Annotated in this window: 12 protein-coding genes and 2 pseudogenes; 11 read left to right on the top strand and 3 right to left on the bottom strand. The window is 69.2% G+C overall.

Annotation, left to right across the window (positions count from 1 at the left end; all coding sequences use genetic code 11):
- Nucleotides 1–35 precede the first annotated feature (35 nt).
- Nucleotides 36–941 carry an oxidoreductase gene (locus tag PKF00_RS13070; protein WP_271217719.1) on the bottom strand — a complete coding sequence of 302 codons (906 nt, stop codon included), beginning with the start codon at nt 939–941 and terminating at the stop codon, nt 36–38.
- Nucleotides 942–1,072: 131 nt separating this feature from the next.
- Between PKF00_RS13070 and PKF00_RS13065 the strand changes: the two genes are divergently transcribed.
- Together PKF00_RS13065 and PKF00_RS13060 are read left to right on the top strand one after the other, a co-directional pair.
- Nucleotides 1,073–1,951, top strand: coding sequence for a helix-turn-helix transcriptional regulator (locus PKF00_RS13065; RefSeq protein ID WP_271217718.1), 879 nt, complete (start codon nt 1,073–1,075; stop codon nt 1,949–1,951).
- A 138-nt stretch (nt 1,952–2,089) separates the two neighbouring features.
- Nucleotides 2,090–2,191, top strand: a pseudogene (locus tag PKF00_RS13060) (IS5/IS1182 family transposase); the annotation flags it as partial.
- On the opposite strand, the pseudogene PKF00_RS13055 reads toward PKF00_RS13060, so the two are convergent.
- A pseudogene (locus PKF00_RS13055) lies at nt 2,189–2,407 on the bottom strand (transposase); the annotation flags it as partial. The pseudogenes PKF00_RS13060 and PKF00_RS13055 sit on opposite strands and share 3 nt — an antisense overlap.
- 168 nt (nt 2,408–2,575) lie before the next feature.
- Here PKF00_RS13055 and PKF00_RS13050 point away from each other — a divergent pair.
- The 5 genes from PKF00_RS13050 (at nt 2,576) to PKF00_RS13030 (ending at nt 7,332) form a co-directional block, all read left to right on the top strand.
- The gene (locus PKF00_RS13050; RefSeq protein WP_271217717.1) at nt 2,576–3,145 is read left to right on the top strand and encodes a hypothetical protein; all 570 of its coding nucleotides are present in this window, start codon (nt 2,576–2,578) and stop codon (nt 3,143–3,145) included.
- 362 nt (nt 3,146–3,507) lie between these two features.
- Nucleotides 3,508–4,173 (top strand): recombinase family protein, encoded by a 666-nt coding sequence (locus PKF00_RS13045; protein ID WP_271217716.1) that lies wholly within the window; start codon nt 3,508–3,510, stop codon nt 4,171–4,173.
- A 390-nt stretch (nt 4,174–4,563) separates the two neighbouring features.
- The gene (locus PKF00_RS13040) at nt 4,564–5,223 is read left to right on the top strand and encodes an ArsR/SmtB family transcription factor (RefSeq protein WP_271217715.1); all 660 of its coding nucleotides are present in this window, start codon (nt 4,564–4,566) and stop codon (nt 5,221–5,223) included.
- A 1-nt stretch (nt 5,224) separates the two neighbouring features.
- Nucleotides 5,225–5,977, top strand: a complete 753-nt coding sequence (locus tag PKF00_RS13035; RefSeq protein ID WP_271217714.1) for an SRPBCC family protein — start codon at nt 5,225–5,227, stop codon at nt 5,975–5,977.
- A gap of 137 nt (nt 5,978–6,114) precedes the next feature.
- The gene (locus PKF00_RS13030; protein ID WP_271217713.1) at nt 6,115–7,332 is read left to right on the top strand and encodes an MFS transporter; all 1,218 of its coding nucleotides are present in this window, start codon (nt 6,115–6,117) and stop codon (nt 7,330–7,332) included.
- A gap of 77 nt (nt 7,333–7,409) precedes the next feature.
- Here the strand turns inward: PKF00_RS13030 and PKF00_RS13025 are convergent, their stop codons facing one another.
- A complete protein-coding gene (locus PKF00_RS13025; RefSeq protein ID WP_271217712.1) occupies nt 7,410–8,069 on the bottom strand; it encodes a TetR/AcrR family transcriptional regulator in 660 nt (219 codons plus the stop codon).
- 102 nt (nt 8,070–8,171) lie between these two features.
- Between PKF00_RS13025 and PKF00_RS13020 the strand changes: the two genes are divergently transcribed.
- From PKF00_RS13020 to PKF00_RS13005, 4 genes are all read left to right on the top strand, one after another.
- Nucleotides 8,172–9,281, top strand: a complete 1,110-nt coding sequence (locus PKF00_RS13020; protein WP_271217711.1) for a serine hydrolase domain-containing protein — start codon at nt 8,172–8,174, stop codon at nt 9,279–9,281.
- 316 nt (nt 9,282–9,597) lie between these two features.
- On the top strand, nt 9,598–11,385 hold the full coding sequence (locus PKF00_RS13015) for an ABC transporter ATP-binding protein (protein ID WP_271217710.1): 1,788 nt from the start codon (nt 9,598–9,600) through the stop codon (nt 11,383–11,385).
- Complete coding sequence (locus PKF00_RS13010) at nt 11,382–13,097, top strand: ABC transporter ATP-binding protein (protein ID WP_271217709.1); 1,716 nt, start codon at nt 11,382–11,384, stop codon at nt 13,095–13,097. Before PKF00_RS13015 ends, PKF00_RS13010 begins: the two co-directional genes overlap by 4 nt.
- Nucleotides 13,098–13,249: 152 nt before the next feature.
- The gene (locus PKF00_RS13005; protein ID WP_271217708.1) at nt 13,250–14,188 is read left to right on the top strand and encodes an aminoglycoside phosphotransferase family protein; all 939 of its coding nucleotides are present in this window, start codon (nt 13,250–13,252) and stop codon (nt 14,186–14,188) included.
- Nucleotide 14,189 lies beyond the last annotated feature (1 nt).

Genomic DNA, 14,189 nt, shown 5'->3' with positions numbered 1-14,189 from the left:
GCGGATCGCCGCCGACCGGCCGGTGACCACAGGGTTCACAGGTAGCTGACGCCGGTCAGTTCCTCGGCCGCCGCCCAGAGCCGCTTGCCGACGGCCGGATCGGCCGCCTCCCGGCTGAGCCGGGCCTCGGTGACCGGCCCCCGCGTCTCCCAGAGTCTGGACGGCCCGAAGAACTGGCCACCCCGCACACCGGGCTCGGTCGCGGCGCGCAACTGCGGCAGCGCACCCTGCTCCACCGACTGGGTGACCAGCAGGCCGAGCCGCGCGATCATCTGCCCGAACCGGCCACGCTGCTCCCAGGCACGTGGAGTCAGGTTGGTGCGGGTGAGACCAGGGTGGGCCAGCGTGCTGACGATCGACGATCCGGCGGCGTGCAGGCGGCGGTCCAGCTCGACGCCGAAGATCGTGGTGGCGAGCTTGGACCGGCCGTAGGCGGGAGCGGCCCGGTAGTCACGTTCGAACATCAGGTCGTCGAAGTCGAGGCGCGCGTTCTTATGAGTGATCGAGCTGAGACTGACCACCCGGGATCGCCTCGCCGCGGCCAGCTTGCCGAGCAGCAGGCCGGTCAGCGCGAAGTGGCCCAGCATGTTGGTGCCGAGCTGCAGCTCGAAACCGTCGGCGGAGGTGCGGCGCGGGCCGAGCAACACCACGCCGGCGTTGTTGACCAGCAGGTCGATCACTGGGTGGTCGGCGGCCAGCTTCGCCGCGAACGCGCGTACCGAATCGAGGGAGGCCAGGTCCAGCTCGCGCACCTCCACGTCACCGGCGATCCGGCGGGCGGCCTCCTCGCCGGCGGCGGTGTTGCGGACGGCGAGCACGACATGGGCGCCGTGGCGGGCCAGCTCGGTCGCGGTGATCAGGCCGAGGCCCGAGTTCGCGCCGGTCACGACGGCGATCCGGCCGTGCTGGTCGGGGATGCGATCGGCGGTCCATCCGGTCATCTGCTGCTCCTGCGGCTGTCGGTACGGTAGACCGACGACGTTAGGAGCAACGCGAGCCGGCTCGATCGTTCTCGGCTGCCTAGGTCTGCGGGACCTACCATGGGTGCCCAGCAAGGCGGCACACTTGCGGCATGACCAATCCGTACGCCCGTGAGCTCGGAGATTTCCTGCGGGCCCGGCGCAGCAGGCTGCGTCCACACGCCGTCGGCCTGGAGCCGGGCGGCCGGCGCAAGGTCACCGGGCTGCGGCGCGAGGAGCTGGCCCTGCTGGCCGGGCTGAGCACCGACTACTACCAGCGGATGGAGCAGGGCCGTGAGGTGCGCCCGTCCGACGATGTCCTGGACGCGCTCGCCGGGGCGCTCGGCCTCGACGACGGGGAACGCCGGCATCTGTTCGCCCTGGCCCGCGCCGCCCGCCGGCCGATACCCACCCGGGTGGACCGGGGTCCGGAAAGAGTGCCGGACAGCACACGGCGGCTACTGCGGGTGATGGACACCCCGGCGGTCGTGCTCGGTCGGCACCTCGACCTGCTCGACTGGAACCCGATGGCGCAGGCGCTGCTCGGCGACCCGGACGCCTACCCGCGCCACCGGCTCAACATGCTCCTGCTGATGTTCGACGACACGCTGACCGGCGAGCGGAGCTGCCCGGACTGGGAGCGGCAGGCCCTGGACTACATCGGCATGATGCGCGCCGCCGTCGCCACCGACCCCACCCATCCGCGTGCCACCGCGATCGTCGGTGAGCTGAGCATCCGCAGCGCCGAGTTCCGGCGGCTGTGGGCCCGGCACGACGTACGCGCGTCGGTCAGCGGCACCAAGACCTTCCGGGTCCCCGAGGCCGGCGACATCGTCCTGGACTGGGACACCTATCCGCTGCCTGGCAACCCCGGACCGGTCATGCTGGTCCTCACCGCCGAGCCGGGCAGCGCCGACGCGGACCGGCTACAGCTCCTGGGATCATTGCACGCGACCCGCTCGGTGCTCATCGACAAGCACTCCTCCCAGTAGTGCTTTGCTGCAACTCCTACCAGAATGATCAGCGGACGAGGCGCCGCCGGCAAATGATCGATGCGACCAGCGTCATGAAGGCCTCGTGCATGTCGTCGCGGACCTCCCAGCGGATGCACAGGCCGCGGAATCGGTCGACGATCCGGCAGCAAGCACCACCTGATCGTCGAGGCCATCGGCATCCCTTTGGCGGTGATCCTGACCGGCGGCAACCGCAACGACGTCACCCAGCTGGTGCCGCCGCCAGCACGTCATGCCCGAGCCGTACCCGAGTTCCTGGGGCAGGTGCTCCCAGGCGATGCCGGTGTGCAGCACGAACAGGATGCCCTGCAGGGCCAAGCGATCATCCAGGCGCTTTCGCCCTGGCCGGTGGGCCCGCCGCTGATGTTGGGGCGACAGCGGCTCGATGATCGCCCGCAGCTCGTCGCTGACCTCCCACGGCTTCGGCCGCGCCAACCCGCTCAACCCTCCCGCTGTCGCTACAGCGAGAGATCAAACCACAACGGAGATCATTCTGTTAGGAGCTATAAGACGGGCCCGCCGGGCTCCTTGACGTCACTGGCCGTTCCGATGCTGCTCAACCCCGGTCTCGGTTACCGCCTGCGGTTGCGACAGACTGAGGATATGACCGAGGTGCGACCCGCTCCGAATGCCGACGCGGCTCGATGGTTGCTCCGGGCTGATGTCGATTGGTGGGATCTTGTTCGCTACGGCCCACCAGGCTTCGACGTGTACGTGCGTATCGCCTTTGCCCATGGGGTGGAGGGTGTCGCCTCGGAGGGAGAAGATCGCGCCGTTCGCGTGGCACTCTCGACTCTCGCGACATGCACGGCCACGCCTTCCAGCGGATACGCGGCGATCTGGGAGGGGTGGACGGGCGGGAACCCGCCAGCTCCTGAAGCGCCACGGGTGGACATTCCTCAGCGAGAGATGCTGCTCTTCACCGGCACTGTCGAAGTACTGGGCGACGCGCCCACCCTCGCCTGGTACGGCTCTGCGCTGGGCTATCAAGACCCACACCTCGTGTGGCCCGAAGATCAAGCCTGGTGCCTGGCCTGCGAGGTCGACGAGGAGATCGAGTTCACCGTCGGATGTTCCGTCGACGCGTCCCAGGCTCTGACCAAAGCCCTGCCCGGTGCTGTTCGACGGGTGCACTACGGAGAGCCGGCACCGATGTACCGCGACCCGGCCTAGCAGGCCCAGTACTCCCGAAGTGCTCGAACCCCGGCACCTCATCCCACCAGCCATCGACCCTTCCCGCCGGCCGGCCGAGGCACGATCTTCGGGTAGGGCTCATCGACGGCCCCGCTACGCCAAGTGCTCACCGGCCGGCTGGCCGCACAACCGTTCTTCCCTGACGGGCGGTTGCACTTCCATTAGCTGCGCCGAGCCGCAAGGTAGCTGAGAGCAATCGTCTTCACGCTCTGCGATCGCCTCAGGCTTCGAATAACGATCGTTTTCTGGCGATCATCAGAAGAGGCGTCCACGGGCCCCGGAAACCCGTCAAAAACCCCTTCAACAACCTCCGAAGGTCGTTTGTTGAGAGGATGGAGAGCGTGGGCAGCATCCTGGAGCCGCCCGCCGACCTGCTGGCCGCCTTCCCGGCCCGGCTCAGCCAGATCCGCATCGGCTATGCCCGCGTCTCCACCGGCGGCCAGAAGCTGGAACGCCAGATCGACGCCCTGAGCGCGGCCGGGTGCCGCCGCATCTTCGCCGACAAGAAGTCGGGCAAGACCGCGCAGCGGCCCGAGCTGGCCGCCTGCCACGCCTTCTTGGCCGCCGGGGACACCCTGGTGGTGCCGTCGCTGGACCGCTACGGCCGGTCCCTTGCCGACCTGATCGCCATGGTCGGCGAGCTGCGCCGCCGGGAGATCGGCTTCACCTCGCTGCACGAGAGTCTGGACACCACCACCCCGGGCGGGCGCCTGGTCTTCCACGTCTTCGCCGCGCTGGCCGAGTTCATCCGCGAGCTCATCGTCGCCGGCACCCGCGAGAGCCTGGCCGCCGCCCGGGCCCGGGGCCGCGTCGGCGGCCGCCCGACCGTGATCACGCCGGAGATCATCCGGGCCGTCCGGGACCTGCTGCCCAACCCCGAGCACTCGATCACCTCGATCGCCAAGCTACTCGGCGTCAGCCCGGGCACGCTGTACAACCACATCCCCGACCTGCGCGAGCTGCGTGCCGGCCAGGCCACGACCGCGCTGGAAGCGGGCGGCCGGTGATCCGCACGCCGTACCGGGCCAAGGGCGGCGCTGCCCAAGTCGGGGCGGCGCTGCCGGGGCAGGCCGGGTTCGGTGTCCGCCCCGAGCCGACCCCGGATCCTGACGCACCGGACCACGCCTCGGAGAATCCGGCCTCGGCTTGGGACCGCGAGCCGTCACTTCTCAGTGACCCTGACCAGCGCTATTAGCCCTTTCCGGCGTACTTGGTCTGCCCCCCTGCCGTGGGGTGAGCGCGTCCAGCGCGCACAGGAGCCGGGCCCGCCCGCATCTGCAGGAACTCCACCACGACGGCGTGACGGTACGAGCTGGAACTGCGTGCCGAGCGCCAGCTGATCCCGGCGGCCCCCGGATCCCCTTGACAATAAATTTTGTCGGTGAAAGGGTGAAGGCATGTTGGACGTGGCGGTGATCGAGGACCCGGCGGCGGCCGAAGCGTCCCTGGACCCGATACGGGCGCGCCTGCTGGCCGCCCTGGCGCAACCGGCCTCGGCCACCATGCTCGCGGCCCAGCTCGGCCTGCCCCGGCAGAAGATCAACTATCACCTGCACGCGCTGGAGCGCCACGGCCTGATCACCCTGGTCGAGCAGCGCCGCAAGGGCAACGTCACCGAACGCCTCATGCAGGCCACCGCCGCCTCATACGTCATCTCCCCCACCGCCCTGGCCGCCGTGCAGCCGGACCCCGCCCGCTCCCCCGACGGCCTGTCGGCGCGCTGGTTGCTCGCCGTCGCCGCCCGCCTCGTCCGTGAAGTCGGCGAGCTCATCACCGCCGCCGCCAACGTGGGCAAGCCCCTGGCCACCTTCACCGTCGACGGCCACATCCGCTTCGCCTCCGCCGCCCACCGTGCCGCTTTCGCCGAGGAGCTCGCCGGGGCCCTGACCGCCCTGGTGAGCAAGTACCACGACGAGACAGCCGCCGGAGGCCGCGACCACCGCGTCATTGTCGCCGTCCACCCCGACCCCACCCCCGCCTCTCCGGCCGCCGGCACGAGCGGCGCCACTGAGAACACCGGGCCCCACCAGCCTGGCACGGAAACAAAGGAGCGATGAATTGGGCCGCGAATTCGAGGTACGCAAAGAGATCGAACTCGACGCGACCCCCGAGCAGGTCTGGGAGGCCATCGCCACAGGCCCCGGCATGGACTCCTGGTTCATGGGGCGCAGCGAGATCGAGCCCGGTGAGGGCGGCGCGACGAGGCTGACCGTCGGGGGCCAGACCGAAGAGTCAACGGTCACCGTCTGGGAGCCGTTGAAACACCTCGCCTATCGCACGAAGGAGGGCGAGGACGGGGCGTTCATGGCGCTCGAATGGCTCATCGAAGGACGTGACAGGGGCAGCACCGTGCTCAGGCTGGTGCAGAGCGGCTTCCTGACCGGCGACTGGGAGGCCGAGTACGAAGCCATGAAGACGGGCTGGGACATGTACCTCCACACCCTGGCCGAGTACCTCGCCCACTTCCCCGGCCGGCCCGCGACGGTCGTCTCGGCCATGAAGTTCCAGGCCGCCGACCAGGAACGCGCGTGGGCGGTCCTCAAGGACGCGCTCGGGCTGACCGGGACGGTCGCGGAAGGCGACCGGGTGAGCTGCGCCCCGGACGGCCTCGCGCCGATCGAAGGCGTGGTCGACTACGCCGCTCTCCCCACCTTCCTGGGAGTGCGCACCGATGACGCGCTGTACAGGTTCATCCACTCCGGCGCGGAACGGGGTGACGTGGTGGTTCTGGCACACCATGTCTTCTCCGACGCGGACGAGAAGACGAGCGAGCGGGCCTGGCAGGACTGGCTCGCCAGGACCTTCGCCTAGAGGTCTCCGGCTTCTCCGGGCATCCGGTCCCCGGCCGGCGTCGCCATGCTTCGGCGGCTCTCCGGAAGACGTGTGATCGACCTCACACCTTGTCGCGTTGACCGTCACATCAATGTGATGGTTTGAGCATACGCACCATGCGGAGTGACACCACACGGCCGGCCGGTTCCCCCGCCGGAGCCGAGAACCGGAGACTTCCCCTGCCCGCGCTGCTGGCGCTGGCCACCGCCGTCTTCATCACCAGCCTGACCGAGACCCTGCCCGCGGGCGTGCTGCCCGCGATGAGCGCCGACCTCGGGGCGAGCGAACCCGCGATGGGGCAGGCAGTGACGATCTATGCGATCGGGACGGCGCTCACGGCGATCCCCCTGACCGCGGCCACAGCGGGGTGGCGGCGCAAACGGCTGCTGTTGACGGCCATGGCGGGATTCGCCGTCGCCAACACGGTCACGGCGGTCTCGGTGGACTTTCCCCTGACCATGGCGGCCCGGTTCGTCGCCGGGGTGGCCGCGGGCCTGGCCTGGGCGCTGCTGGCCGGGTACGCCCGCCGCATGTCGCCCGTTCACCTGCAGGGCAAGGCGGTCGCGATCGTGATGACCGGCATCCCGATCGCCCTGTCGCTGGGAGTGCCTGCGGGAACCTTCCTCGGCGAAGCGCTCGGCTGGCAGGTGACGTTCTCGATCGTGACCGTGCTCACCGTCGCCGTGATCGCATGGATGATCGCAACGGTCCCGGACCACCCCGGGCAACGGCGAGACAGCCGAGCCCCGGCGTCGCGGGCTCTCCGCGTCCCCGGTGTGGCGCCGGTCCTGTTCGTCACCCTGGTCTTCGTGCTGGCCCACACCATCCTCTACACCTACATCGCCACGTTCCTCGACCGGCTCGGCATGGGCGGCTCCACCGACCTGGTGCTGCTCGTCTTCGGCGCCGCCTCCCTGGTGAGCATCTGGTTCGTGGGCGCCCACATCCACCGCAGGCTGCGAACCCTCACCATCGCCGGCACCCTCCTGGTCGCCGCCGCGGCCGCCGTCCTGGCGACGCTGGCCGACGTCCCCGCCCTGGTCCATGTCGCGGCCGCGCTGTGGGGACTCGGCTGGGGAGGCGTCCCCACCCTCCTGCAGACCGCCGTGGCCGACGCGGGCGGCGAGTCGGCGGACAGCGCGCAGGCCATGCTCGTGACCTTGTGGAACGTGGCCATGGCCGGCGGCGGAGTCGTCGGCGGGATCCTGCTCGGCCTTCTCGGCTCCGCCTCGTTCCCCTGGAGCGTCCTCGTGCTCCTGGCGCCGGTGCTGATCGTGGTGATCGGCGCCCGGACGCACGGCTTCCCCGCCTGGCGCGTGAACACCGCCTCCTGAACGCCCGCACCGGCCCCGCGTCACGCCTCGGGCGACCTACCGGTTGGACTGCCCGCGGGACAGCGCGGCCAGGTCGGCTAGCTCGGGCAGATTGCGGCCTCGATGTGGGCGAGTTGGACGGCGAAGATTTCTTCGAACGCGGCGCGGCGGTCCACCCCGAGAGGGCGGACGTCGCGGGCGAAGTGGGCCAGAGCTGGGAAGCGTTCGGGGTCGGCGCCGAGTACTGCGACGCGGAACAGCTCCATGCCCTGTTCGTGCTCTTCGGGGGTGAGGGTGCTGATCCCGGCCTCGGAGGCGATCAACGCGGAGATGAGAACCGCGATCCGGTGGTAGCGCGCAGGGATCTGCGCGTCAGGCAGTCCCGACGCGCGCAGGGCCTGCAGCACCTCTTCCATGACCAGTCGCGAACCGGTGCCGCTTGACGCGTAGCGTCCCCAGACCGCGGCGAGCTGGGGGTGCTGGCCGAAGGCCTCTCTCACGCGCAGGGCCAGGGTGGTGATGCGCTGCTTCCAGTCGCCTTCGGGCCTGTAGCCGTCCATGGCGGCCAGGAGGATTCGGTCGGCGACCGCGCGCAGCAGTTCGGTCTTGTTGCGGAAGTGCCGGTAGAGGCTGGAGGAATCGGTGCCGAGCACTGCTGCGAGCTTGCGCACGCTGAACGACTCGGCGTCGCTCGTGCGCAGCAGCTCCGCCGCCGTGTCCAGGATCTCTTCGGTCGACCAGCGCCTTCTACCTGCCATCTCATCCCTCTCGTCGGAGATAAGCATACCTATGCACCTACCGTTGCACGCAGTGCGTGCATAATGGGACATGAGCCCGGCGCCGACGGAAGGACGCACGTCATGAGAAGTCCCGAAGAGCTGAACACCGCTCTGGAGAACGTCCACCGCGCCGGAATGCCCGGCCTGTTCGCCGAGGTACGTGACGGCGACGAGGTCTGGTGCGGCGCCGCCGGGGTCGCCGACCTCGCCACCGGCTGCCCTGTCTCCGCCGACATGCGGCACCGCGTCGGCAGCATCACCAAGACCTTCACCGCCGCCGCGGTGATGCAGCTGGTCGAAGGTGGTCAGATTGGTCTCGACGCGCCGATCGGCCGCTACCTGCCGAAGCTGCTTCCCGGAGAACGCGGCGATGCGATCACGGTCCGGATGTTGATCAACCACACCAGTGGTCTTGCCGAATACCTCCCGTACGTCTACCCCTCCCTCAAGGCCTTCCCTGTCGTGGCCGACACGAGGCCGCAGAGCCTGGAGGACCACCGGCTCACCCGGTTCCACGCCGTCGAGCTGATCGAGAAGGGCGTCTCCGCACCCGCTTTCGGCGCGCCAGGCGGCACTCCGGGGTTGTACTCCAACACCAACTACCTCCTGCTCGGCCAGCTTCTGGAGCAGGTAACCGGTACGAAGGCCGAGACGTACATCACCCAGAACGTCATCGAGCGCGCTGGGCTGCGGGACACCGAGCTTCCCGATGGACCGCGGTTCAGCGGGCCGCAGTCGCATATCTACGAGGCGTGGTTCGGCATGATCGAGCCGCCGCGCGACTTCAGCGTCTTCGACATGTCCTTTGCGGGGCTGGCGGGTTCGCTGATCTCGACCGTCGCGGATCTCAACCGGTTCTTCGGCTTGCTGTTCGCCGGTGAGATCGTCAGCCCGTCGTCGCTGACGGAGATGCGGCGTACCGTCCGCGTCATCTCCCAGGAGAGCAAGATCATCGACTACGGGCTGGGCCTGTACCCGATGGAGATGCCCGGCGGCGGCACCTTCTGGGGGCATGGCGGCACCGTCTGGGGTGCCGGAGCGCTGGCCATGACCAGCGCCGACGGCAAGCGGCAGATGTCCGTCGCGGTGAACATGCAGAGGTGGAACAGGCTCGACTCCACGGGCAGGCCGCAGCCCCATCCCATCGACGAAGCGCTTGCGGCTCTGTACGGCACGGCCATGTACGGCTGACCCCGGAGAAAGTCGCTTTCACCAAGACGACAAGCATGCCGAGACGGGATGGAAGCAGGAACGACCGCGGCACGTTCGGCACTGCGACACCGCAGGCTCCTGGCGGTGATGCCGGCGAAGGCGTGCGACCTTGTCGGCCCCGACCTGCATCGGAAGCTCCACGGCGGGCTCCAGGTCGTGGAGACGGTGGTCAGGGCGAGCCTTCGTCAGCATGCCTGCCTTGCTCCGCAAGCGAAGGCCGCGCAGACAGAGATCCTCGAGTTCCTCCGGATGGCCTGTCGGCTGACGGGGGCCCCGCCACGAAGACAGGAGAGCGATGACCACGACCGACTTTGCGCCGACGAGGGAGCAGTCCCCGCCCTCACTGGACGCCGATGACGCGGCGGGACAGTCCGTGGCAGGGCTGCTGCGCCCTTACCGACGGAGCTTCGCCGCCGTTGTCATCTTGCAGGTGATCGGCGCCGTCGCGGGTCTGGCACCGCTGCTGGCGGTCATCGAACTGGGGCGCAGCCTGTTGGCGCCTGGCCCGATCGATCACGATCGTGTCTGGTTCGTCGTGATCGCCGGTGCGGTCGGCTTGCTTGTCCGACTGCTGTTCACGGCCGCGTCATCCGGAATCGGGCACCTGCTCGACGGCCGGGTGCAACTGGCCCTTCGCCGGCACCTGGCCGCGCGGCTGGGACGCGTGCCGATCGGCTGGTTCTCCCGGCACCGGACCGGCGAGCTGACCAAGGTGGTGGGCCAGGACGTCAGTGCCGTACACCCGTTCATCGCCCACGCTCCCGGCGAGCTCATCGCCGCGTTCGTGGTGCCACTGCTCTCGCTGGTCTACCTGTTCACCATCGACTGGCGGCTCACATTGATCACGCTGATCCCGGTGGTGCTGGCCGTGGCGCACGTCCCGCTGATGATGACCCCGACCCGGCTGCGTGAGGAGAAGCAGTTCGATGCGGCCATGGGGCAGATCGCCAATTCCGTCGTCGAGTTCGTCCAGGGCATCTCGGTGGTCAAGGCGTTCGGCGGTTCCGGACGCGCCCACCGCAGGTTCCGCACGGCCACCGACGATTTCGTCGGCATCTACTACCGCTTCGTGCGCGGCCTCTCCGTGATCGCCGCCGGAATGCAACTGGTGCTGTCACCGCCGTTCGTGCTGCTGGTCGTCCTGATCGGCGGCACCGCCCTGATCGCGACAGGTGGCCTGCCCCCGGCCGACCTGCTGCCGTTCCTGCTGCTGGGACTGGGCCTGACCGCTCCGGTGGCGGCCCTCATCGCCCACAGCTTCGACGACCTGCAGGCCGCCAGGCGCGCGATCGGCCGGATCCGGGACGTGCTCGAGGTGGCGCCGCTGCCGGAGCCCGCGCACCCGCGTCCGCCGCAGGGCCACCGGGTGGAACTGCGTGACGTCCGCTTCGGCTACGAAGACGATCGCGAGGTGTTGCGCGGGATCGACCTGGTCCTCGAACCGGGTACGGTCACCGCGATCGTCGGGCCCTCGGGCAGCGGCAAGTCCACGCTGGTCCAGTTGCTGCCGCGCTTCTTCGACCCGACCCACGGTTCGATCACCCTGGGCGGCGTCGATCTGCGCGAGCTCAGCAGCCATGACCTCTACCGGATGGTCTCCTTCGTCTTCCAGGACGTTCGCGTGCTGCGCGCATCGGTCGCGGACAACATCGCGCTTGCCGTACCACACGCTGATTTTGACGACGTGGTCCGCGCCGCCCGGATGGCGAACATCCATGACCGAATTCTTGAGCTGCCACGCGGCTACGACACGGTGCTCGGGCAGGAGGCCGGGCTGTCAGGTGGCGAGGCGCAGCGGATCGCCCTCGCCCGGGCCCTGCTCGCCGCCACACCCGTCCTGGTGCTGGACGAGGCGACCGCGTTCGCCGACCCGCAGACCGAGCAGGCGGTACGGCAGGCACTGGCGGCGCTGGAGGGCGATCGCACGATCCTGGTCATCGCCCACCGCCTGGAGACCGTCGCCGACGCCGACACCATCGTGATGCTGGACAACGGGTCGATCGTCGAGCAGGGCAGACCCGCCGACCTCCTGGCAGAGAACGGAAAATTCGCCGCCTTCTGGCAATCCAAGGAGTATCGATGATTCGCATGCTGCTGCACGTCCTGGGCCATGATCACGCCCGGCCAGTGCGTCGCGCCGTGGCCTTGATGACGATGACCTCGATCGTCGAGGGTTTGTCCTACGCCCTGCTGGTTCCCGTGCTGCGGCCCCTGTTCGGCAGCAACCCCGCAGACGCGCTGCCCTGGCTGATCACGTTCGGCGGCGCGGTCGCGATCTACGCGGTGCTGCGCTATGTCAGCGATCTGTTCGGCTTCCGCGCCGGAACCACGCTGTTGCGCGGCATGTATCACCGCCTCGGCGATCATCTGGCCCGGCTGCCCCTCGGCTGGTACAGCACCGGCCGAGTCGGGGAGGTGTCCGTCCTGGCCAGCCAGGGCGTGCTGGAGACGATGGGCGTGATCGCGCATCTGCTGGCGCCCTACATCTCCGCCTTCGTCACCCCTGTGACGATCGTTGGCGTGATGCTCGCCTTCAACTGGCAGCTAGGGCTGGCCGCGCTGGTCGCTGTGCCGCTTGTGGCGGCGATCCAGATCTGGACCGGCCGCTCGATGGCCGCAGGCGATGCCGACCGCCACGAACGTGACACCGAGGCCACCGGGCGGGTCATCGAGTTCCTTCAGGCTCAGCCGGTGCTGCGCGTCGGCGGCCGGAGCGTCCAACGCTTCGCGTTGCTCGATGACGCGCTGCGAGAACTTCAGCGCGCTTCCCGCCGTACCGTGTTGTCGGTGTTGCCCGGCATGATCGGCTTGACGCTCGTGGTGCAGGCGATGTTCACCGTGTTGCTGGTTCTGGGCGCCTACCTCGCGCTCGGCGGGAGCGTCGGTGTTGCGGAGGTGCTGACGATCCTGGTGCTGGCCGCCCGCTGCGCCGATCCGGTCCTGTCGCTGGCCGACATCGGCGGCAAACTCCGCGCCGCGCGCTCCGAACTGGCCAGACTCGACGCGGTCCTGCGCACCGAGCCGCTGCCGGAAGCACCGGAACCGATCCAGCCGGTGGGTCATGGCCTGGATGTGGAGGCCGTCGCCTTCCAGCATGGCGACCGCACGGTGTTCGACGACCTGTCGTTGTCCGTGCCCGAGGGGCAGCGGCTCGCCGTGGTCGGCCCCTCAGGCGCGGGCAAAAGCACACTGCTGCAGTTGCTCGCGCGGTTCCACGACGTGGACGCGGGCGCGGTGCGCGTAGGAGGGGTGGACGTGCGCGCCATCGACACCGAGGTGTTGATGGCGCAGATCGCCATCGTCTTCCAGGACGTCTACCTCTTCGACGGCACGATTGAGGACAACGTACGGCTGGGCCGACCCGAGGCCACCGAGGCCGAGCTGCGGACGGCGGCGAGCGCCGCGCGGCTGGACGAGGTGATCAAGCGGCTGCCCGGCGGATGGGCGGCGAATGTCGGCGAAGGCGGCGCGCTGCTGTCGGGAGGCGAACGCCAGCGCGTCTCGATCGCTCGCGCGCTGCTGAAGAACGCGCCCATCGTGCTCCTGGACGAGGTCACCTCCGCACTGGACTCGGTCAACGAGACAGCCGTCCAGGAGGGCATCGAACGTCTGATGGCCGGCCGGACGGTCGTGATGGTCGCCCATCGGATGCGAACCGTCCAACGCGCCGACCGCATCGCCTTTCTCGACGGCGGCCGGATCGTGGAAGAAGGACGCCACGACGAGTTGCTCCGCCGCGCCGGCCGCTACGCCGACTTCTGGAATGCCTCCCTGACACCGGCAGCACATGACTGAGCCGGTAAGTCCTGCACGGACTGCTTCAGAGGGCGTCTTGCAGCCCTTGCCCCACCGAGCTCCATCTCGACCCGGTGAACGTCGCCACCAGGCACCCCCAGGGCCTCCTTCGTATCCTGAACACCCCGAAACCCACAAAGGAGATACCCGACATGAGCGCGCCGATCCCCGTCGACGTCCCCGACACGTTCGCCGCGGCGTACGGCAAGAACAATGCGTCAGGCCGTGCCTGGATCGCCGAATTGCCCCGACTGGCCGCGGACTTCCTGGAGCACTGGACACTGCGGCCGGACGGCCCCGCAGAACACGGCCAGGCCTCGCTCGTGCTGCCGGTGATCCGCGCGGATGGTGCGCCCGCGGTGCTGAAATTCCAGCAGGCAAGCGAAGACAACGCCGGCGCCGCGCTTGGTCTGCGGGCATGGGACGGCAACGGCGTGGTGCGCCTGCTCGACCACGACCCGGACACCGGCACCATGTTGCTGGAACGACTGGACGCAGCCCGGCCGCTGTCGTCGGTGGCTGACGACGATGCCGCCATGCGGATCCTCGCCGAACTGATGGCGCGCCTGGTCGCGGTGCCCGCCCCATCTGGCCTGCGGCGCCTGGCCGACATCGCCGCCGTCATGCTGGACCAGGTTCCACGCGCTGTGCCGGCATTGCGTGACCCGGCCGAGCAACAACTGGTACGCACCTGCGCGTCCGCCATGGCCGAATTGATCGGCGAACCCGGTGACCGCCTGCTGCACTGGGATCTGCACTACGACAACATCCTCGCCGGGCAACGGGAACCATGGCTGGCCATCGACCCCGAACCGCTGGCCGGCGACCCCGGGTTCGACCTGTGGCCGGCGCTGGACAGCCGATGGGAAGAGGCGGTGGTGGCGACCGGCGACGTGACCCGCACGGTCCTCCGCCGCTTCGACCTCCTCACCGAGGCGCTCGGCCTGGACCGGCAGCGGGCGACCGGGTGGACGCTCGGCCGCATCCTGCAGAACGCGTTGTGGGACATCGAGGACGGCAAGACCACGCTGGAACCCGCCCAGGTCGCCCTTGGCATGACTCTGCTGCGCCGTTACGCACCTACTCTGTAGC

The sequence above is a fragment of the Streptosporangium carneum genome (assembly GCF_027922005.1).
Taxonomy (GTDB): domain Bacteria; phylum Actinomycetota; class Actinomycetes; order Streptosporangiales; family Streptosporangiaceae; genus Streptosporangium; species Streptosporangium carneum.
The sequence above is the reverse complement of the archived record's forward strand: the minus strand, read 5'-3'. Positions and strand labels throughout refer to the sequence as shown.